Source organism: Mesorhizobium sp. LjNodule214 (genome assembly GCF_964252735.1).
Taxonomy (GTDB): domain Bacteria; phylum Pseudomonadota; class Alphaproteobacteria; order Rhizobiales; family Rhizobiaceae; genus Mesorhizobium.
In genome coordinates, this window is sequence record NZ_CAXUPE020000001.1 from 2,045,959 (window position 1) to 2,064,612 (window position 18,654).

19 protein-coding genes are annotated in these 18,654 nt (G+C 61.8%); 11 read left to right on the plus strand and 8 right to left on the minus strand.

Going from position 1 to position 18,654, the window contains the following annotated elements; all coding sequences use genetic code 11:
• Positions 1–115 precede the first annotated feature (115 nt).
• From ACSQ3Z_RS09705 to ACSQ3Z_RS09735, 7 genes are all read left to right on the plus strand, one after another.
• Positions 116–904, plus strand: coding sequence for a hypothetical protein (locus ACSQ3Z_RS09705; RefSeq protein ID WP_436171064.1), 789 nt, complete (start codon positions 116–118; stop codon positions 902–904).
• 136 nt (positions 905–1,040) lie between these two features.
• Positions 1,041–1,673, plus strand: coding sequence for a hypothetical protein (locus tag ACSQ3Z_RS09710; protein ID WP_436171065.1), 633 nt, complete (start codon positions 1,041–1,043; stop codon positions 1,671–1,673).
• A 242-nt stretch (positions 1,674–1,915) separates the two neighbouring features.
• Positions 1,916–3,244 (plus strand): NAD(P)H-dependent oxidoreductase, encoded by a 1,329-nt coding sequence (locus ACSQ3Z_RS09715; protein WP_436171066.1) that lies wholly within the window; start codon positions 1,916–1,918, stop codon positions 3,242–3,244.
• Positions 3,241–4,275, plus strand: coding sequence for a thiamine pyrophosphate-dependent dehydrogenase E1 component subunit alpha (locus ACSQ3Z_RS09720; RefSeq protein WP_436171067.1), 1,035 nt, complete (start codon positions 3,241–3,243; stop codon positions 4,273–4,275). Before ACSQ3Z_RS09715 ends, ACSQ3Z_RS09720 begins: the two co-directional genes overlap by 4 nt.
• Positions 4,275–5,273, plus strand: coding sequence for an alpha-ketoacid dehydrogenase subunit beta (locus ACSQ3Z_RS09725; RefSeq protein WP_436171068.1), 999 nt, complete (start codon positions 4,275–4,277; stop codon positions 5,271–5,273). The genes ACSQ3Z_RS09720 and ACSQ3Z_RS09725 overlap by 1 nt, the downstream gene beginning before the upstream one ends.
• A gap of 3 nt (positions 5,274–5,276) precedes the next feature.
• Entirely contained in the window at positions 5,277–6,617 is a 1,341-nt protein-coding gene (locus tag ACSQ3Z_RS09730) for a pyruvate dehydrogenase complex dihydrolipoamide acetyltransferase (protein WP_436171069.1), read from the plus strand.
• Between the two features lie 200 nt (positions 6,618–6,817).
• Complete coding sequence (locus ACSQ3Z_RS09735) at positions 6,818–7,096, plus strand: hypothetical protein (RefSeq protein ID WP_436171070.1); 279 nt, start codon at positions 6,818–6,820, stop codon at positions 7,094–7,096.
• 93 nt (positions 7,097–7,189) lie between these two features.
• On the opposite strand, the gene ACSQ3Z_RS09740 is transcribed toward ACSQ3Z_RS09735, so the two are convergent.
• Both ACSQ3Z_RS09740 and ACSQ3Z_RS09745 read right to left on the minus strand, forming a co-directional pair.
• A complete protein-coding gene (locus ACSQ3Z_RS09740; RefSeq protein WP_436171071.1) occupies positions 7,190–8,284 on the minus strand; it encodes an alkene reductase in 1,095 nt (364 codons plus the stop codon).
• 64 nt (positions 8,285–8,348) lie between these two features.
• Positions 8,349–9,137: an SDR family NAD(P)-dependent oxidoreductase gene (locus tag ACSQ3Z_RS09745; protein ID WP_436171072.1), complete on the minus strand. Its 789-nt coding sequence runs from the start codon at positions 9,135–9,137 to the stop codon at positions 8,349–8,351.
• 110 nt (positions 9,138–9,247) lie between these two features.
• Between ACSQ3Z_RS09745 and ACSQ3Z_RS09750 the strand changes: the two genes are divergently transcribed.
• Positions 9,248–9,811: a TetR/AcrR family transcriptional regulator gene (locus ACSQ3Z_RS09750; protein WP_436171073.1), complete on the plus strand. Its 564-nt coding sequence runs from the start codon at positions 9,248–9,250 to the stop codon at positions 9,809–9,811.
• 171 nt (positions 9,812–9,982) lie between these two features.
• On the opposite strand, the gene ACSQ3Z_RS09755 is transcribed toward ACSQ3Z_RS09750, so the two are convergent.
• The 5 genes from ACSQ3Z_RS09755 to ACSQ3Z_RS09775 are packed head-to-tail and all read right to left on the minus strand — an operon-like array spanning position 9,983 to position 14,703.
• Positions 9,983–10,903, minus strand: a complete 921-nt coding sequence (locus tag ACSQ3Z_RS09755) for a phosphorylase family protein (protein ID WP_436171074.1) — start codon at positions 10,901–10,903, stop codon at positions 9,983–9,985.
• 14 nt (positions 10,904–10,917) lie between these two features.
• On the minus strand, positions 10,918–11,709 hold the full coding sequence (locus ACSQ3Z_RS09760) for an ABC transporter permease (RefSeq protein WP_436171075.1): 792 nt from the start codon (positions 11,707–11,709) through the stop codon (positions 10,918–10,920).
• Complete coding sequence (locus tag ACSQ3Z_RS09765; RefSeq protein WP_436171076.1) at positions 11,702–12,589, minus strand: ABC transporter permease; 888 nt, start codon at positions 12,587–12,589, stop codon at positions 11,702–11,704. Before ACSQ3Z_RS09765 ends, ACSQ3Z_RS09760 begins: the two co-directional genes overlap by 8 nt.
• On the minus strand, positions 12,586–13,623 hold the full coding sequence (locus ACSQ3Z_RS09770; RefSeq protein ID WP_436171883.1) for an ABC transporter ATP-binding protein: 1,038 nt from the start codon (positions 13,621–13,623) through the stop codon (positions 12,586–12,588). The genes ACSQ3Z_RS09765 and ACSQ3Z_RS09770 overlap by 4 nt, the downstream gene beginning before the upstream one ends.
• A gap of 36 nt (positions 13,624–13,659) precedes the next feature.
• On the minus strand, positions 13,660–14,703 hold the full coding sequence (locus tag ACSQ3Z_RS09775; protein WP_436171077.1) for an ABC transporter substrate-binding protein: 1,044 nt from the start codon (positions 14,701–14,703) through the stop codon (positions 13,660–13,662).
• Between the two features lie 200 nt (positions 14,704–14,903).
• Between ACSQ3Z_RS09775 and ACSQ3Z_RS09780 the strand changes: the two genes are divergently transcribed.
• On the plus strand, positions 14,904–15,917 hold the full coding sequence (locus tag ACSQ3Z_RS09780; protein ID WP_436171078.1) for a LacI family DNA-binding transcriptional regulator: 1,014 nt from the start codon (positions 14,904–14,906) through the stop codon (positions 15,915–15,917).
• A gap of 172 nt (positions 15,918–16,089) precedes the next feature.
• On the opposite strand, the gene ACSQ3Z_RS09785 is transcribed toward ACSQ3Z_RS09780, so the two are convergent.
• Complete coding sequence (locus tag ACSQ3Z_RS09785) at positions 16,090–16,659, minus strand: TetR/AcrR family transcriptional regulator (protein WP_436171079.1); 570 nt, start codon at positions 16,657–16,659, stop codon at positions 16,090–16,092.
• A gap of 103 nt (positions 16,660–16,762) precedes the next feature.
• On the opposite strand from ACSQ3Z_RS09785, the gene ACSQ3Z_RS09790 reads away from it, so the two are divergent.
• A complete protein-coding gene (locus tag ACSQ3Z_RS09790; RefSeq protein ID WP_436171080.1) occupies positions 16,763–17,578 on the plus strand; it encodes an oxidoreductase in 816 nt (271 codons plus the stop codon).
• 80 nt (positions 17,579–17,658) lie between these two features.
• Complete coding sequence (locus ACSQ3Z_RS09795; RefSeq protein ID WP_436171884.1) at positions 17,659–18,570, plus strand: alpha/beta fold hydrolase; 912 nt, start codon at positions 17,659–17,661, stop codon at positions 18,568–18,570.
• Positions 18,571–18,654: the final 84 nt, after the last annotated feature.

The following is an 18,654-nucleotide window of genomic DNA, read 5'->3' on the forward strand; positions in this document are numbered from 1 at the left end:
CGGCCCACCTGTCACAGCCGGAATACAGGATGCGCGGATGATCATGTCATAGCTTTGCGGGCCATAATTGTCTATCATTCCAGGGACCGTACAAAGCAGTCATAGGGACGGAAGCATGGCATCATTCTTGCCGGAGGAACTGCGGACGAAGGTGAAGGAGCGCCTGCGCGACGCCCGTTTTCTGGCGCGCGAGATGCGCGCTTCCACGAGAAAGGGTCAAGACAGCCAAGTGCCCGAGGGGGTCGACCATGCTGCGGGCCCGACCGGGCTAGTGACCGCGATTGCCGACTTCTCCGACAGTGCGCTTTCGGCGCTGGAATCGGTCGCTATAGGGCTGCTCTCTTCCGATCCCAAGGCGCATTTCGGCAATGCGTCCGCCTATCCGCTGAGCCGTTATTTCGACGGTGAAAGTGCAAGCGCCCAGACGATGTTCGCGCGCGATTGCTATTTTGCCGCCAAGCAGATCCTGTTGGCGAAAGGCATCTCGAACCCGCACCTCAGCGAGGAACTCTTCGCCGAGGCCCATCGCCTCGCGGCCAAAGGCCAGCAGCCGCCGCCCGGCAAGGTCGCGGACCCGGATGCGTCGCTCGACGATATTTCGCTGCGGGCCGCGGTCATGGCCACGGCCATCCTTCGCGCCCGCCCGGTCGAGGCACCCAGGCACATCGATGATGCGGCCAACGGCCGTATGCTGGACAGCAACGTCTACAGCGCGGCCGCACTTGCTTTAGCCATGGCGGTCGCGAGCTACCACGAGGACGTGACTGTCGACGACGATATCTATCCGGGCGTCTGCGCCGCAGTCGACGCACGCTATGCGCTGTTCGCAAAAGCCCTGGCGAGCCAGGACCGGCCAGAGGACCTGGCGCGCGTTTTCGCCGATCTGATCCCGCATCTTCCTTAGTTTGGGGTCTCACGAAAGGGCCGGGCCATAATCGAGCGAAGCTTTGAACCTTTGCCTTTTCGTGGAAACACATGTACATGTGTGGCGACCTCAAAGCCTGAGCAGATATGAACGTCGCCGGGGATGGAACGAGACGATGGACCTGACGCCGAAGGACAAATTGTCTTCGATACCGGACCTCCGCCACCGGCTCCGGCAGTTGCGCTGGTTTTCCAAGGCGTTCCGCAACAATGCGGAATTGGTGGAAGCGCATTTCGGCTTCACCTACCGGGTCGATGAAAAGCTGTTGAACCAGGTCTTCTTCGACTGGCTCGCCGCAATCGACGCGCAGGATGAATCAGCGGCGGTTGACCGGGCCGACTACATCGTCTTCGTGGCCGGGCTTGCCTTGCGGGAACTGATCCGCACCAAGCCTGCGGTTATGGTTTCCGACGCTGGCAAGGGACGGGTGGACGACCAGGCGACACTTGAGATCGTGCGTTTCTGGCCGGAAGGCTTTCTGTTCACGAATTTCTGCGTCTGTGCCATTGCCGCCGTTCAGGAACAGGAATTCGGCGTGTCGCGCGATCTCGAAAAGGCTGCCTCCGATTTGCGTGTCTGGTGGTCCTACCGGGAGAACGCGGTGGAGGATCCGAACATTTCAATCGCGTTCCTTGACCAGTTCGTCGGTCTCGAGCCGAACTGGCTTTTTCCCGCAATGGTGCAGGAGAGGGCGGCGATCAAGAAGGCTCTCAGCGCCTCTCGCGAGGCCGTGCTCGGTCGCCTGTAGCCTTCGATGTAAGGTCCTCAGGATTCGTTTTCCCATCGATCAGCGCTTCGGTTTCTGACGCGACGTCCCCAGTTTGACCGCGGGTCGGATGTCACCGCATCCAGGGGCTTGCGGTCGGCATCGCCGTTGCGCCTGCCATATTCCATCCTTTGCGACGAAGATTTGAACATTCGTCTTGATATGGAGACAGATGTTCAGTATTTGTTTGACCGAAGAAAAGTTGCCTATGGGAGGATATCGCAATGACCATCAACGTCGCGCCGACCGGCCTTGCGCGCGATCTTGCCGAGCGGGCAAAGTTCGGCAAGCCGATCCGCATCGGCCTGATCGGTTCCGGCGAGATGGGCACCGATATCGTGACCGCGGTTGCTCACATGACCGGTATCGAGATCGGAGCGATCTCGGAACTCAAACTTCCGGCGGCGGCCAAGGCGGTCGACGTCGCCTTTCAGGAAGCCGGGCATTCGCGCGAGGTGTCCAGCGCTTCCGCCATGACGGCCGCGATCGAGGCCGGCAAGGTCGCGGTGACGGGCGACGCCGACCTCATCATCAACAGCGAGCTGATCGACGTGGTGATCGACGCCACCGGCGTTCCGGCCGTCGGTGCCGAAATCGGCTTGCGCGCCATGGAGCAGGGCAAGCATCTGGTGATGATGAATGTCGAAGCCGACGTCACCATCGGTGCCTATCTGAAGAGCGAGGCCGACCGGCTGGGAGTCACCTATTCGCTCGGCGCCGGCGATGAACCGTCCTCCTGCATGGAACTGATCGAATTCGTCTCGGCCATGGGGCATACGATCGTCGCCGCCGGCAAGGGCAAGAACAATCCGCTCAACATCGATGCGGTCCCGCACGACTATGAAGAAGAAGCGAAGCGCCGGCATATGAATGTGCGCATGCTGGTCGAATTCGTCGATGGCTCCAAGACCATGGTCGAGATGGCGGCGATCGCCAATGCCACCGGGCTGGTTCCCGACAAGCCCGGCATGCATGGCCCGGCGGCGACGCTTGGCGAACTGTCCAAGGTTCTGGTGCCGCAGAAGGATGGCGGCGTGCTGTCGAATGTCGGCGTCGTCGACTACTCGATCGGCAAGGGTGTCGCGCCCGGCGTCTTCGTCGTCGCCGACATGTCGCACCCTCGCATTTCGGAGCGCATGGAAGATCTGAAGATGGGCAAGGGCCCGTATTTCACCTTTCATCGCCCCTATCACCTGACCTCGCTCGAGGTGCCGCTGACCTGCGCGCGCGTGGTGCTCTACGGCAAGGCGGACATGGTTCCGCTGGCCACGCCGGTGGCGGAAGTCTGCGCCGTCGCCAAGAAGGACATGCAGCCGGGCGAACGGCTCGATGCGATCGGCGAGTATTGCTACCGCGCCTGGATCATGACCGCCGAGGATGCACGGGCGGCCAAGGCGGTGCCCTGCGGCCTGCTTCAGGGCGGCTCGGCGACGGCACCGATCAGCAAGGGCGATCTCATCACCTACGCCAACGCAGCACCCGTCCCCGGCTCGAAGATCGCCGAACTCAGGGCGCGGCAGGACAAGCTCGTTTACGGCGACAAGGGAGCATGACGATGGCCAGGAAAGCCGTGATGGAAAAGGCTGAGCCCACCAATCTGCCCTTCGCCTACCGGCAGTATGATGCCGGGCAATTGAAGGAAGTGCTGCGCAAGATGTACCTGATCCGGCGCTTCGAGGAGGGCGCCGAGGATTGCTACACGCGCGGTCTGATCCACGGCACCATGCATTTGTCGATCGGACAGGAGGCGAGCGCCATGGGCATCTGCATGCCACTTGCCGAGGATGACCAGATCACGTCCACTCACCGCGGCCACGGCCATTGCATTGCCAAGGGCGCCGAGGTCAAGAAGATGTTCGCCGAGTTCTTCGGCAAGACCACCGGCTACTGCAAGGGCCGCGGCGGCTCGATGCACATTGCTGACGTCGCCAAAGGCAATCTCGGGGCCAACGGCATCGTTGCCGGCGGCATCCCGATCGCCGTTGGCGCCGCACTGTCGGCCAAGCGGCTGAAGACCGGCAAGGTCGTCGTCTCGTTCTTCGGCGACGGCGCCAACAATGAGGGCGCCTTCCACGAGGCATTGAACATGGCGTCGATCTGGAAGCTGCCGGTTATTTTCGTCTGCGAGAACAACGGCTACGGCATGTCGACATCGACCGCGCGCTCCACCGCCGTCAAGAACATCGCAGACCGGGCGGCCGCCTATTCGATGCCTGGCGTCATCGTCAACGGCAATATCTTCACAGAAGTCGCGGAAGCGTCGCACGCGGCGATCGAGCGGGCTCGCGCGGGCGAAGGACCGACGTTGATCGAGTCCAAGACCTACCGCTATCGCGGTCACTCCAAGAGCGATCGCAACCGCTATCGCACCAAGGAAGAGATCGAGGACTGGATGTCGAACCGCGATCCAATCATGCTCTTTGAAGCCGAATTGAAGGAGTTCGGCATCATCGACGACAACGGCATCGAAGCGGTGCGCGATGTGGTCAGACAGGAAATCGCCGAGGCCATCGAATTCGCCAAGGCCAGCCCTGCTCCTGAGATCCGCGACCTTCAGAACTACGTTTATGCGGAGCCCGCGTGATGGACGCCATGGTGCGCGAACTGAGTTATGCCCAGGCGATCCAGGAGGCGATGGCGATCGCCATGGAGGCCGATGAGCGCGTCTTCCTGATGGGCGAGGACATTGGCGTCTATGGCGGCGCCTTCCAGGTCACGGGCGATCTGGTCGAGCGCTTTGGCGCCGACCGCGTCATGGATACGCCGATCTCCGAGCTCGGCGGCGCCGGTGTCGCCGTGGGCGCGGCGATGACAGGGTTGCGGCCGATCTTCGAGTTTCAGTTTTCCGACTTCGCCACGCTTGCCCTGGAGCAGATCGTCAACCAGGCGGCCAAGATGCGCTTCATGCTGGGTGGAGAGGTTTCCGTGCCGCTGGTGATGCGGTTTCCGGCCGGCTCAGGCACAGGAGCGGCCGCCCAGCACAGCCAGAGCCTGGAAGCCTGGCTAGGTCACGTGCCGGGGCTGAAGGTCGTCCAGCCGGCGACGCCCTATGATGCCAAGGGCATGTTGCTGGCCGCCGTCGCCGATCCTGATCCGGTCATGATCTTCGAACACAAGCTGCTCTACAAGATGAAAGGCCCGGTTCCGGAAGGCTATTACACGGTGCCGATCGGCACGGCCGACATCCGGCGCGAGGGCCGCGACCTGACCATCGTTGCCACCTCCATCATGGTGCACAAGGCGCTGGAGGCGGCGCAAGTGCTCGAGGCGGAAGGGATCGACATCGAAGTGGTCGATCTCAGAACCGTCCGGCCGATGGACAAACAGACGATCATCGAAAGCGTCAAGAAGACGTCGAGGCTACTTTGCGTCTACGAGGCGGTGAAAACCCTCGGCGTCGGCGCCGAGGTCAGTGCGATGATCGCCGAAAGCGAGGCGTTCGATTTCCTCGACGCGCCGATCGTGCGGCTGGGCGGCGCCGAGACGCCGATCCCCTACAATCCCGAATTGGAAAGGGCGACGGTTCCGCAAGTACCCGACATCATTGCCGCCGCCCGCGACCTCGTGAAGGGGGCTCGCTAGCCGATGCCGGTCGAAGTCATCCTTCCCAAGGTCGACATGGACATGGCGACCGGGCAGATCTCACGCTGGTTCGTCGCCGAAGGTGCTGATGTCAAGCAAGGCGACGTGCTGTTCGAGATCGAAACCGACAAGGCGGCGATGGAAATCGACGCGCCGGCTAGCGGCACGATTCGCAACATTACCGGCAAGGAAGGCATAGATATTCCGGTCGGCGAGGCCGTCGCCTGGATTTATGCAGCAGGGGAGGATGCGGACGCCGCGGTAATCGCTCCCGCGCTGGCCGCAGCATCAATGGTGCTGCCGAGCAGCACTGATCAATCTGAATCGTCCTCCCAGGACAGTCCCGCTCGGGCTGCGCCTGCCAAGCAGAAATCGTCTGCACCGGCGGGCGCAGCCCGCGCTTCGCCACTGGCCCGTCGTATCGCCAAGGATGCAGGTGTCGATGTGGCGACCGTCACCGGCTCAGGCCCGCATGGCCGTGTGGTGAAGGCCGATGTCGAGGCAGTGATTGCCGGCGGTGGCGCCAAGGCGGCGCCGGCTGCGAAAGCGGCGCCTGCCGTTGCTCCGGCTGCTGCCGCACCCGCGCCAAAGGCGATGTCGGACGAACAGGTGCTGAAACTGTTTGCCGAAGGCTCCTACGATCTCGTCCCGCACGACAACATGCGCAAGACCATCGCGCGGCGGCTGGTCGAGGCCAAGACCACCATCCCGCATTTCTACCTGACGCTCGATTGCGAGCTCGATGCGCTGCTGGCGCTGCGCACGCAGCTCAATGCGGCGGCCCCGGTGAAGAAGACCGAGAAGGGCGAAGTGCCGGCCTACAAGCTGTCGGTCAACGACATGGTGATCAAGGCGATGGCGCTGGCACTGAAGGCAGTGCCGGATGCCAATGCGTCCTGGACTGACAGCGCCATGGTCAAGCACAAGCATGCCGATGTCGGTGTTGCCGTGTCGATCCCAGGCGGGCTGATCACGCCGATCATCCGCAAGGCGGAAGAAAAGACGCTTTCCGTCATTTCCAACGAGATGAAGGACCTGGCCAGCCGCGCCCGCGGCCGCAAGCTGAAGCCGGAGGAATATCAGGGCGGCACCACGGCGGTGTCCAACCTCGGCATGTTCGGCATCAAGGACTTTGCCGCCGTCATCAACCCGCCGCATGCGACGATCTTGGCGGTGGGTGCCGGCGAGCAGCGTGCCGTGGTCAAGAATGGCGAGATCAAGGTCGCCACCGTGATGTCGGTGACGCTCTCGACAGATCATCGCGCCGTCGATGGCGCGCTCGGCGCCGAACTGCTGGTCGCCTTCAAGCGGCTGATCGAAAACCCGATGGGCATGCTGGTCTGATGCAGAATACAGGGTCGTCGTTTCGCCTGGCCCAGCCAGTACGACGATGGTGAGCACGCGACATCGGGAGCCTGCACAGCGCCTGTTGGGCTGGCACTGGCATCACGGAGGTGATCGACGCAGTATATGCCGCACCTCGCGGCCGCCGACTATGCCGGCATCTTAATCGCCGAGCCGGTTCAGCGATCCCCGGCGTCGTGTTGCATCGTTTCGGCGTTCTCAACCGCGGCGACTCCCTCAAGGTGTGCTTCCTCGAAACAGTGCTCCGTGACTGGCGCGAAGGGCTTGTCGCCGATCTTCTGATCGATGAGGTGGAGCTGACACAACGGCGCTACGCGGAGTTACGAGCACAGCAGAACTTCGACTTGTTGACCTCAGAGGCGACAATGCCGTCAGGATTGGTGTGCCGACCGACGTCGTTCGAGCACAGCGCTATCTGGCACGCCGGTGGTCGCTGGCGAGCACCCGTTTCAGCCTGATGGGATCGTTTACCCGTTCGAGCGCCAGAGAGATGCCCTGAGGCGCTGCTGTCAGGTGAGATGGTTGCCGCGTAGGCGCGGTCCTCCGATGGCTCATGGGCGGCTTGAGACGCTGGTCGCGGGATAGTCGGTATAGCCGGCGGGGCCGCCGCCATAGAGCGTCGCCGGGTTGAACTCCGCCAGCGGCACGCGTGTCTTCAGTCGTTCAACAAGGTCGGGATTGGCGATGAACGGGCGTCCGAAGGCGAACAGGTCGGCCTTACCCTCGGCGAGCCGCGCTGCTGCGAGTTCGAGGTCATAGCCATTATTGGCGATATAGGTGTTGTTGAAGCGCCGGCGGAGCGATCCGAAGTCGAATGGCGCAACATCGCGCGGTCCGCCCGTGGCGCCCTCAACGACATGGATGTAGACGATGCCCAAGGCATCTAGTTGATCGACAATATAGTCGAACTGCGCCTGGGGGTCGCTGCTGGAGATGCCGTTGGCAGGCGAGACGGGCGAAATCCGGATGCCGGTGCGCTCGGCGCCGATCTCGTCGACGACCGCGGCTGTGACCTCCAGCATGAGCCGGGCGCGGTTCTCGACCGATCCGCCGTATGCGTCCGTCCGGACGTTGGCGCCGTCCTTGGCAAACTGGTCGAGCAGATAGCCGTTGGCGCCGTGGACTTCCACGCCATCGAATCCCGCCGCGACTGCGTTTGCGGCTGCTTTGCGAAAGTCGTCCACGATGCCCCGCAGTTCATCCAGTTCGAGCGTGCGCGGCTCGGAGACAGCGACGAAGCCATTGTTGACGAACGTCTTGGTTTCGGCCCGGATCGCCGACGGCGCGACCGGCGCCGCCCCGTTCTCCTGGAGGTCGACGTGCGAGACGCGGCCGACATGCCAGAGCTGCAGGAAAATCCGCCCACCCTTGGCGTGCACGGTGGTCGTGACCTTGCGCCAGCCATCGACCTGAGCCTGGGAGTAGATGCCGGGCGTGTCCTGGTAACCCTGTCCCTGCCGCGAGATCTGCGTGGCCTCGGAAATCAGCAGGCCGGCCGACGCGCGCTGGCCGTAATACTCCACGGTCAGATCGCCTGGAACGAAGCCCGCGCCAGCGCGATTGCGCGTTAGGGGCGCCATAACGATACGATTGGAGAGGGTCAGCGAGCCGAGAGTATACGGCTCAAACAGCGTTTTGCTCGTCATAGGTCACCTTTAGTTGTCGTCCCTGCCGTGGCGGGCTCATTTATCGAAACGTCTTCGTTGGTGCTCAAGCGACCGTGCGGTACCGCTCGGCGGGATGTTCGTTCCGATAGTTCGGAAGCATGGCCTGGCGCGCGGCCTGAAGCGCGTCCCACTGCCCGGCATCGGGAAGCGGCGGGATGGTCACTGGTTCGCGGCGGTCAAAGCCGACCAGCGCCGCATCAACCAGATCGTCCACCTCCATCACGTTGGAAAGCGTGTTGATGTCGGCGCCGACGTGTTCCCAGATCTCCGTTCGCGTCGTAGCGGGAAGCACGGCCTGGACGTAGACACCCTTCGGCCCGAGTTCGAGGCTGAGTCCCTGCGACAGAAACAGCACAAAGGCCTTGGTTGCGCCGTAGACCGTCATGCCGAACTCCGGCGCCAGGCCGACCACGGAACCGATGTTGACGATCGCTCCTTCGCCGGCCTTCGCAAGACGCGGGGCCACGGCGCTGGCAAGCCGCAGAAGTGCGGTCGTGTTGAGCGTAACCAGCCGTGCGACGTCATCGGTGCTCTGCTCGATGAAGCTTCCGCCGATGGCCGTTCCGGCATTGTTGACGAGGATCCCGATGCGGGCGTCGTCGCGCAGCCTCGTCTCTACCGTTGCAAGCTCGGCAGGCTGCGTAAGATCAGCCCGGATGATGTCGATCGCCACGCCATTTTCCTGACGCAGACGGACCCCCAGAGCCTCCATTCGTGCCATGTCACGGGCAACCAGCACGAGGTCGTGCCCGCGGCGCGCGAAGCGCTCGGCATAGGCGGCTCCGATGCCGGTGGAGGCGCCGGTGATGAGGACTGACGGAAGGGTGGTCATGGCATTGCTCTTTTCTCTGATGGAATCTATAATCATGACAGTCATCATGATTGCGCTTAAATATGATACCCATCATGTAAATGTCAACGGTGCCGGCGGAGTATTTTGAAATGAAGGTCAGTCGAGAACAGATGGCGGAGAACCGTCGCCGGATTCTGGATGTTGCCAGCCTGCTGTTTCGCGACAAGGGGTTCGACGCGGTCAGCGTGGCGGAGGTGATGAAAGCCGCCGGGCTCACCCATGGCGGCTTCTACGGCCATTTCAGTTCGAAGGACGATCTGATCGCGCAGACCCTTGCCCATGTCCTCGCCGTCGAAGCCGGCGGAGGGGGCGATTTTCGCGCTTATGTGGATGCCTATCTTTCGCCCCGTCATCGCGACAACGCCGCCGGTGGTTGCCCGACGGCGGGCCTTGCCGCGGCCATCCGCCATCAGACCCCGGCTGCACGCTCGGCCATGACGGAAGGCCTTCGATCGCAGATCGACCGTATCGGCAAGGCGCTCCCGGAGTTGGATGCGGCAGACAGACGCCGCGTGGCGATCGGAAGCTGGGCGGCGATGGTGGGGGCAGTGATCCTCGCCCGGGCGATCGACGATCCCACGCTTTCGGATGAGGTGCTGGAACAGACACGTGCCTGGGTTGATGACGGGATCAACCAAGCGACTGCCAGCTAGGCGGTCTGCGGCAAGAGTGCTCTTGTCGAGAGCAATGCGGCTGTCGGCGGTGGTCGGCAACCTCGGGGCCGGAAGTGGACCGGACGCTTCGAGGATGGGACCTTCAAAAGCGAACTCTCAGTTCGGCGGGAGCATCGTAGTGACGTGACCAATCCAGACACGGTCGCTGCATCAGAATCGGGTAGAACGTTCTGCTGGTTGAGGCGACTTCAAACCCTGGCAAGAGCATTCCGGATTGGCTGGAAGTCGGGCCGCGGTCTCCAGCGCGACCCGCGAGGCCGTCATGGAGAGGTTCGGCAACACGTCCTCCTGCAGCAATTCCTGGCGATTGCGGTCCATATAGTCGTTGAAACCTGCCGTTACGAACGCAAGAGGCACGAAACACGAGCCAATCTCGCGCGATAAGGTCGCCTCAGGGGCGATCGAATGGTTGAGCACATCCGCTCCCATGCTCCGAAACGCCAAGGCCTCGGCCGGGGTGGTCAGTCGCGGCCCGTAGCAGTGGGCAGCGACCAACTGCTGTTCGATACCATGAACGCGGCATTCGGCTGGCCAATGACGGCGGGCGGTTTCGACCAGAACGGCCGCACATCTGGGACATACGATCTGCTTGCCCGAGCAGTCGAAGCTCTGGCGGCCGGGAAGCAGCGAAAACGGGGTCTGTGTCAGTTCGATGATATCGGCGTTCACCACCATGTCGCCGGGCCTGATCGCCTTGTTGACCGCGCCAATGGTCGAGCAGGCGAGGACTTGCCTTACACCCGCTTTCATCAAGACCCAGAACGCGCGGCGATGGCAGGAATGGTCGATATGGTCGCGGGGATTGCCGTGCGAATACATGCACAAGGCACGTTTGGGTTTGCCTTCGACGGTGATCGACGCGTCGAACTCGAGCAGCTTCCAGTTGTCGGTGCGACCGAAAGGCGTTTCAAAACTCATGTTCCGCCGCAAGGTGCGCACGCCAGCGACTTCGACATCTTCCGGGAAAGCTAGCCCCCAGTTTGCCGACCCGGTGATGATCGCCAAGCCGACCTGAGGGATGTCCGTTGAATGATACGCCGGATCGTCGGCTGCGTGCTGATTGGTGGGCATGTTTCCAGTCTCTGTCAGGATTTTTGGCGAAGGGTCACGATCAGGACGGCGACCAGGACGATGGCGGTCCACAATGTGGAGATCGCCGCAATGGTCGGATCGATCTGATCGCGTAGCGACAGGAACATGAGCTTCGGCAGCGTGCTGTTTTGACCGCTGGCGACGAAGATCGAAATCACAGACTCGTCGAGCGAGGTCAGGAAGGCCATCAGCGTGGCCGACAACAGACTGATCTGAAGTTGCGGGACAATTATTCCGCCAATGGCTCTCGCCCAGTTTGCGCCGAGGCTGCGCGCCGCCTGAACCTGGTTCCAGTCAAAGCGGGCCAGAGCGGGCAACAACACAATGCACGCGACCGGGATGGCCAGCACCACATGTCCGACCAGGACGCCGAACAGCGTCCCGACCAGACGTTGCGCCGCCAGAACAAAGAAGAGACCGATCGCGAGCAGGATGCCCGGCACGATGGACGGGGTGAGCAGAATGCCTTGAATGGCTACGGCGGCCTTTCCGCCGAGCCTGTTCATCGAGATGCAGGCCAGCAGCCCCAGGGGCACTGCGATCATCGCCGTCAATGTCCCAAGGATCAGGCTCGTCCTGAGTGCGGCCATCCATGTCGCCGAGCCGAAGAAAGCCTCGTACCAGCGCAACGAGTATGCGCGCGGTGGGAACTCGAGGAGATTCGACGCCGAAAAGGAGAGCGGAACGACGACGAGCGTCGGCAGCATCAGGAACGCCATTACGAGCGCGCAGAAACTCCACAGGAGGATGCGGGCCAGCCTGTTGTCTGGATAGGCTTCAAGCATGGGCTGTACCGACTTTGCGCCCGGCAATCAGCCGCCGTGCAGCCAGGAACATCACACCCATCAACGCCATCAAGATGAGGAGCAGAATACCCAGGACGCTCGCCGACCCCCAATCCTGAAATGTCGACAGCGTGCGCTCGATCCGGATGGAGAGGGGATTTACCTTGCCGCCGCCAAGCACCGCCGGCGTGATGAAGAACCCTATGGTGTAGATGAAGACGATGATCGAGCCCGAGAAGATGCCGCCGGCCGAAAGTGGCAGAATGACCGTGCGGATCGTTTGTCCGAGAGTGGCGCCCATGCTCGCCGACGCGCGGACGAGGTTTGCGTCGATATCGCGCATCGCCGCATAAACGGGCAGCAGAAAGAGCGGCAGCATGTAGTGAACCATGCCGATGAGTGTTCCCGTGAAGTTGTAGACCAGCGGCAATGGCTCGGCTGTCAGGCCTGAGCCGGTCAAAGCCGCGTTGATCAGGCCATCGCGCCGCAAGAGCACGAGCCAGCCATAGGTGCGCACCAGAATGGAGGTCCACAACGGCAGCATGACGAAGGCCATCAGCAAATTGGCTACCCTTGGTCTGGCGCTGGCCAGGGCGAGCGCCAGGGGTGTGCCGAGTAGAATGCAGATCGCCAGCGTGCCCAGGGACAGCTCAAGGGTTGTGACGAGCGCCGACCATGTCAGTCCACTCGACAGCACCTTCTCGTAATTGCCGACGGTGTATTCGCCCCCGGTGGTCAGGAAGGATTGCCGGATGATCCAGAGGATGGGCAGTATCGCCGCCAGTCCGACGATGAAAAGCGCAGGCAGTGAAAGCGAGAGGAAGAACCGCCGCTCGCGTCCAGCGTCTGCCGCCAGCGCAGGATCGGCAAGGACTGTCACGCTCTCGCTCCGGGTATCGCGTGAACTTTCGCTGCTGGTGCATACGCGGTCACCCGCTGACCGGTGACAAGCTCGGCGCAGCCACTGGCCAGCGCCGCCGGAATGCAGACAAGAATCTCCTGCCCGCCGTCAAGCGACAGCGTCAAAAGCCAGTTCTCGCCGCGAAACGCCTTGGCGCGCAGCGTTCCCTCAAGCGCCACCCCGTCTCGCCCCACGAGCTTCGCATCAAGATGGAAGCTTTCCGCGCGGATCATCAAAGCTTCGCTTGACGCATCGGCGCCGTCTATCCTGCGCACCGAGCCCGGGGCCACAATGTTGGCCTCCCCCATGAACTCCGCGACGAAGCGGGTCGATGGACGATCATAAATCCGCTGTGGCGTGTCGATCTGCTGAATGCAGCCGGAATTCATCACCGCAACCCGGTCTGACATAATCAGTGCTTCGCGCTGGTCATGCGTCACATAGATTGTGGTGATCCCCAGATCATCGTGCAGACGCCGGATCTCGTACTGCATGGTTTCGCGCAGATTCTTGTCGAGCGCCGACAAAGGCTCGTCCATCAGCATCACGCGTGGTTCGAAGACGATCGCCCGCGCCAGCGCCACCCGCTGGCGCTGGCCGCCGGACAATGCGGCAATGTTGCGCTCCGACAGACCTTCCAGCTTCACGCGAGCCAAGGTGTCAAGCGCCCGCTGGCGGGCCTCCGCTTTCGGCACCTTGCGCAGCGCCAACGGATACTCGACATTTGCCAGAACGTTCATGTGGGGAAACAGGGCGTAGTTCTGGAACACTATGCCGATGTCCCGCTTGTTGGGGGCCAGTCGGGTAATGTCGCGATCACCCAACAGGAGTTTACCGGAATCGGGCCGGACAAACCCGGCCAGAGCCATGAGCAGCGTGGTCTTGCCCGACCCGGACGGCCCCAGCAGCGTGAGGAATTCGCCGGCCCGAATGTCGAGCGAGACATCGTCCAGCGCGACGTAAGAACCATAGGTCTTGCGCACGCTGTCGATGGTGATCGGGAGCGACTTCATCATGTGCTTCAGCCTTGGAGCTGATGAATTCGAGACTCAGCGGTTCATCATTTCATCGAAGGCCTTTTGGGCGGTCTCGCCATTCTTGACCCACCAGTCGGCATTCGAAAACACCGAAGTGCCGGCATTTTCAGGCGCGGTCGCCAGGGTCTTCAGACGGTCCTCGGGAATAAGGCCACCCTCATAGCCGGCAGGATTGACCGGGCCATAGGCTATGAAGTCGGTCAGCTTCGCCACGCGCGCGGGCTGCGTCATCGCCGCGATGAGCTTCATGGCTGCTTCCTTGTTCGGCGCCCCCTTCGGCACCGCAAGACAGTCCGTGCCGATGACGGAACCCTTGAACGTGTAGTCAACCGTGCCGCCATCGGCTTTCGCGGTCTGCGCCCGACCATTCCAGGTAACGACCAGATCCGCCTCGCCGTCTTTCAGCAACTGCGCGGACTGCGCTCCCGAGGTCCACCAGACCGAGACATTCGATTTGATCGCTTCAAGCCGCTTGATAGCACGCTCCAGACCTTCCGGCGTGCTGAGCACGGTATACACGTCGGCCGGCGCCACGCCATCGGAGAGCAGCGCGATCTCGATCAGGTCCTGCGCATTGGCGCGCAGGGCGCGACGGCCCGGGAATTTGGCAACATCCCAGAACTCGGCCCAGGTCTTCGGCGGATTCTCGCCATAGGTCTTGGTATTCCACGACATGACGGTGCCATAGGAGTCGAACGGATAGCAGTAGTCGGACTTTGCGCCGGCCGGCACGGAGTTGGCATCGATGATTTTGTAGTCGAGCGGCTCCAGCAGCGACTGTGCGGCCGCCTGCGCGCCTTCCGGTGAGCCCAGGTGGATAATGTCGGTGGTGACTGCACCCGAGGTGACCTGCATCTTCAGTGCGGCCAGGCCGTCGCTCTGTGTCTCCTCCCGGACATCATAGCCAAGCTCTTTTGCAGCGGGGGCCCACATGGCCTCCTTTATGGCGTTACCATAGTCGCCGCCCGCGGTCGTGATGGTGACGGTTTGGGCATAGACGGGCAAGGCAGCCGAGACTGCGATAGCTGCCAGGGAAATGCGTAGCAACCAGGACATAATTTCTCCTCCTCCGGATTCATCAAAATGCCGATAAGATAGGCTTTTTTGTTAATCGTAACGTTACGATTGCCGAAAAACACCCCGGAGTCAAGCTGGTGCCGGGCGGGTCCGTTCAGGTTCGGTGGGCTTGGATTTGACCCTCTGGTCGAATCCGGTAACGTTACGACGCCCAGCAAAATCAGCCGGCGCTTTCGCAAATGAAGTCGGGCGATATGGCCAATCTAAAACAGATCGCGGCGGAACTTTCCCTTTCGGTGACCACGGTGTCCCGCGCTCTGAAGGATGGGCCGGAAGTGCAGCCCTCGACCATAGCCCGCGTCAAGGAGGCAGCGAAGCGGGTCGGCTATATCCCAAATCATCATGGGCGCGCGCTGAAAACCGGACGAACCCTGACGCTGACGGCAGTGCTGCCGATGGAGACGAGCGACTACCTGTCCGATCTGGCAAAGCTTCCCTTGATCGAAGGCATGACGCTGGCGGCGCGGCAAGCGGGTTATAGCCTATCCATCTATTCGACCACGCCCGATGACGATCCCGTCGAAAGCGTGCAACGCCTGCTTGAGGCGCGCAGCGCGGACGGCCTGATCATCACGCGCATGGTCTCGGGTGATCCGCGCGTCAAGCTGCTGCTGGATCAGCGCATCCCGTTCGTGGCGTTTGGAAGAACCGACCTGGACATCGCGTATCCCTATGTCGATATCGACAATGAGCAGATTGCCTACGATGCGACCCGACGGCTCATGGACAAAGGCTGTCGACGCATTGCGCTGCAGCTTCTCGTGGCGAAGGATCAGGCGAGCGCAATGCGTCTTGCGGGCTATGGAAGGGCGATGTCCGAGGCCGGTATTCCTATCGACCAGTCGCTGATCGGTCACGGCACGTTCACGATGGAATCGAGTGCTGCCTGGTTCGATCGCCTGCTGGCGTCGTCAGATCCGCCGACGGGATTGGCATGTGCCAACGAACTGGGCCTTCTGGGAGCATTACACGCTCTCGGCAGGCGGGGTCTTGAGCCGGGCCGTGACGTCCACATCGTCACCCGCGACAACACGCGTCTGGCACGCTTTCTTCCGGCCAAGATCGACGTTCATTCCGTCGACATGGCAGATGTCGGACACAAACTCATCGAGGTTCTGGAAAGCCGGATCGCAAATCCGCTTGGGCCGGTCGCGACAGTCTTGTTCAAAGGTGAGTTCGACCCTGGCGAATAGTCGGACCGGAAGAAGTCGGACTGAGTTAGATACTCAAAAAGGGAAAAGCAGACATCCGTATTGCCCTGACAACTATCTCGGTTTGATCCTGGGCGACCTTGACAGTGCAGTTCGCCAATGATGCCGAGCCTTTTCCGTTCCGCAGATACGGCCCTCAGGCGGCCACCTCGTCTTAAGCCGACTGGATCAGCGCCTTTGCGGCATTTGCTCCTGCCGCAAGGATGCGATCCGACAATTCCGTCCCTGCCACCGCGCGTGCCAGCTGAAGCGCGCCGATGAGGGTTGCAAAGATGGCGAACGCAACGCCCTCCGGATCCCTGGTCGACGGCGGCAGATCCGCCGACACCTGGCGCACCAGAGCCAGCAAGCGCTCGGTATAGAGTTGACGGGATTCGGCTGGTTCACGTGCGATTTCTGGCAACAAGGCGGCAGATGCGCAGCCCTTCCCGGGACTGTCTCGGTGCGCAGCCGCCAGATAGGTGTCTATGGCCATTGTCAGACCGCCGGAGGCCAATGCTTGCCCAATCTGGTCTGACTGATCCTCCAGTGCCGCCGCCACCGCTTCGCGGACAAGTGCCTTCTTGGATTGGAAATGCGGATAGAAGGCTCCGTTCGTCAGCCCGGCGTCGCTCATGATTTTTGCGAGCCCTGACGCAGCTATGCCGTCATTCCGAAAGCGTTCCGCGGCGACCTCCACGATCCGATCGCGTGATGCGTCCTTTCGGCCCTTTTCGTAGCGCATGGCTGCTATTCCTCTTTGCTATTGCATTATGAGCGTAATGTGATATTATGATCGTAATTCAACCAATGGCAAAAAGCTAGCCCTCATATCTCTGGAGTATCAAATGAGTGCCTTTTCGGGAAGAACCGCGATTGTGACCGGAGCCTCCTCGGGCATCGGCCGTGCCAGCGCCGAGGCCCTGGCCCGGGCAGGATTTACCGTCTTCGGGACCAGTCGCAGCAAGGCCGGCAGCAATCCAACGCAGGTGTCCATGCTGACATGCGACGTGACGGATGGTGACTCCGTCAACACCCTCGTTTCGACCGTGCTGGCGCAGACCGGCAGGATCGACCTGCTGGTCAACAATGCCGGTGTCGGCCTGCTTGGTGGCGCCGAGGAATCCTCGGTCGCACAGGTGCAGTCCCTGTTCGACGTCAATCTGTTCGGCGTCATGCGCATGACCAATGCGGTGTTGCCGTCGATGCGGCGGCGTGGCCAAGGGCGCATCGTCAACATCGGCTCGATTCTGGGATTGGCACCCGCGCCATACTCAGCTCACTACTCGGCGGTCAAGCACGCGCTCGAGGGCTATTCGGAATCGCTCGATCACGAGGTTCGTGCCTTCAACGTTCGCGTCTCGGTCATCGAGCCGGCGTTCGTCCGCACCGTCTTCGACCAGAACGGCATCGAGCCGGATTCTCTCTTGAAGGAATACGATCAGGCGCGAGCCGGGCTCAAGGCGCTGCTTGCCGATGTGATGCCCAAAGCCGATCGGCCGGAAGTGGTGGCCGATGTGGTCGTCAAGGCGGCGACCGATGCCCGTCCGCGACGGCGCTATACCGCTGGCAAGGCAGCGCGCCAGGTCAGCCTGCTGCGCCGCTTCGCCCCCGCACAAATGTTTGACAAGACCTTGCGCAAGCAGTTCCGCCTACCGGTCTGAACCAGGCTAAGGAGTTCACGCAGATGAGACTGGCAACCACAACACAATTGGTCAGACACCACAGCACGGAGGTGTTAAACATGCCCCATACATCCAACCAGTCGCCCCATTCACGGGTATCGTTCCAGGACGCGCCAACGCGCTCTGTCGATGTCGGCGGCACGGCATTTGTCTACAGGGAACTCGGACCCAGGACCGGTGTGCCTGTGATCCTGCTCAACCATTTGGCCGCTCAGCTGGATAACTTTGATCCCCGTATCGTCGATGGTCTCGCCGCGACCCGGCGGGTGATTGCCTTCGACAATCGCGGCATCGGTGCTTCGGGTGGCAAGACGCCGTCAAACATCTCCGCGATGGCGCGGGATGCCGTCGCCTTTATCCGGGCGCTGGGGTTCGAAGAAGTCGATCTCTTCGGCTTTTCACTCGGCGGCTTCGTGGCGCAGGAGATTGTACTGACCGAGCCCACACTTGTGCGTAAACTCATCCTGGCCGGCACGGGGCCGGCAGGCGGCGAAGGCATAGACAAGGTGACGCCGTTGACGATCGTGGACATGATCAAGGGAGCGCTGACCTTTCGGGATGCGAAATACTATCTCTTCTTCACAACGACGCCGAATGGCCGCCGTGCCGCAAACGCATTTCTGGATCGGCTGAAAGAGCGCAACAACAACCGGGACAAGGCGATTTCGCTGAGCGCGTTCGGCGCGCAACTGAAGGCGATCAAGGCCTATGGACTGCAGGCGCGGCAAGACTTGAGCACCATCCGCATTCCTACCCTCGTCGTTATTGGCGAGGGACGATCGCCGGCGATCGAGAAGCAGCGCGACAAGCGCCGCCTGAAAGAGGCGACGAGTTTTGGCGAGTTCGGGCAGAAGTGGCTCACTACCGCGCCGATGGCCGACAGCACGCGCGCCATGCGGCGCTCCATATTCGAGCGGGAGCTTCTTCCGGTCTGGCGCAATCGTCTTTCTGACGGAAATCACGCCGGATGATCTAAGAGCGCACTGCGGCGCCATCGTTAAAAGTGGTGCTCCAGCGACCGCTATCCACGTACGAGACATCCTGAAGCAGATTTA

Bases quoted from the DNA above. Each gene is read 5' to 3' on its own strand.
- ACSQ3Z_RS09720 (WP_436171067.1), top strand. From the start codon at position 3,241: ATGACGATGGCCAGGAAAGCCGTGATGGAAAAGGCTGAGCCCACCAAT.
- ACSQ3Z_RS09770 (WP_436171883.1), bottom strand. From the start codon at position 13,623: ATGAAGTCGCTCCCGATCACCATCGACAGCGTGCGCAAGACCTATGGT.
- ACSQ3Z_RS09775 (WP_436171077.1), bottom strand. From the start codon at position 14,703: ATGTCCTGGTTGCTACGCATTTCCCTGGCAGCTATCGCAGTCTCGGCT.
- ACSQ3Z_RS09730 (WP_436171069.1), top strand. From the start codon at position 5,277: ATGCCGGTCGAAGTCATCCTTCCCAAGGTCGACATGGACATGGCGACC.
- ACSQ3Z_RS09755 (WP_436171074.1), bottom strand. From the start codon at position 10,903: ATGCCCACCAATCAGCACGCAGCCGACGATCCGGCGTATCATTCAACG.
- ACSQ3Z_RS09745 (WP_436171072.1), bottom strand. From the start codon at position 9,137: ATGACCACCCTTCCGTCAGTCCTCATCACCGGCGCCTCCACCGGCATC.
- ACSQ3Z_RS09780 (WP_436171078.1), top strand. From the start codon at position 14,904: ATGAAGTCGGGCGATATGGCCAATCTAAAACAGATCGCGGCGGAACTT.
- ACSQ3Z_RS09740 (WP_436171071.1), bottom strand. From the start codon at position 8,284: ATGACGAGCAAAACGCTGTTTGAGCCGTATACTCTCGGCTCGCTGACC.
- ACSQ3Z_RS09750 (WP_436171073.1), top strand. From the start codon at position 9,248: ATGAAGGTCAGTCGAGAACAGATGGCGGAGAACCGTCGCCGGATTCTG.
- ACSQ3Z_RS09725 (WP_436171068.1), top strand. From the start codon at position 4,275: ATGGACGCCATGGTGCGCGAACTGAGTTATGCCCAGGCGATCCAGGAG.
- ACSQ3Z_RS09715 (WP_436171066.1), top strand. From the start codon at position 1,916: ATGACCATCAACGTCGCGCCGACCGGCCTTGCGCGCGATCTTGCCGAG.
- ACSQ3Z_RS09790 (WP_436171080.1), top strand. From the start codon at position 16,763: ATGAGTGCCTTTTCGGGAAGAACCGCGATTGTGACCGGAGCCTCCTCG.
- ACSQ3Z_RS09710 (WP_436171065.1), top strand. From the start codon at position 1,041: ATGGACCTGACGCCGAAGGACAAATTGTCTTCGATACCGGACCTCCGC.
- ACSQ3Z_RS09795 (WP_436171884.1), top strand. From the start codon at position 17,659: ATGCCCCATACATCCAACCAGTCGCCCCATTCACGGGTATCGTTCCAG.
- ACSQ3Z_RS09705 (WP_436171064.1), top strand. From the start codon at position 116: ATGGCATCATTCTTGCCGGAGGAACTGCGGACGAAGGTGAAGGAGCGC.
- ACSQ3Z_RS09785 (WP_436171079.1), bottom strand. From the start codon at position 16,659: ATGCGCTACGAAAAGGGCCGAAAGGACGCATCACGCGATCGGATCGTG.
- ACSQ3Z_RS09760 (WP_436171075.1), bottom strand. From the start codon at position 11,709: ATGCTTGAAGCCTATCCAGACAACAGGCTGGCCCGCATCCTCCTGTGG.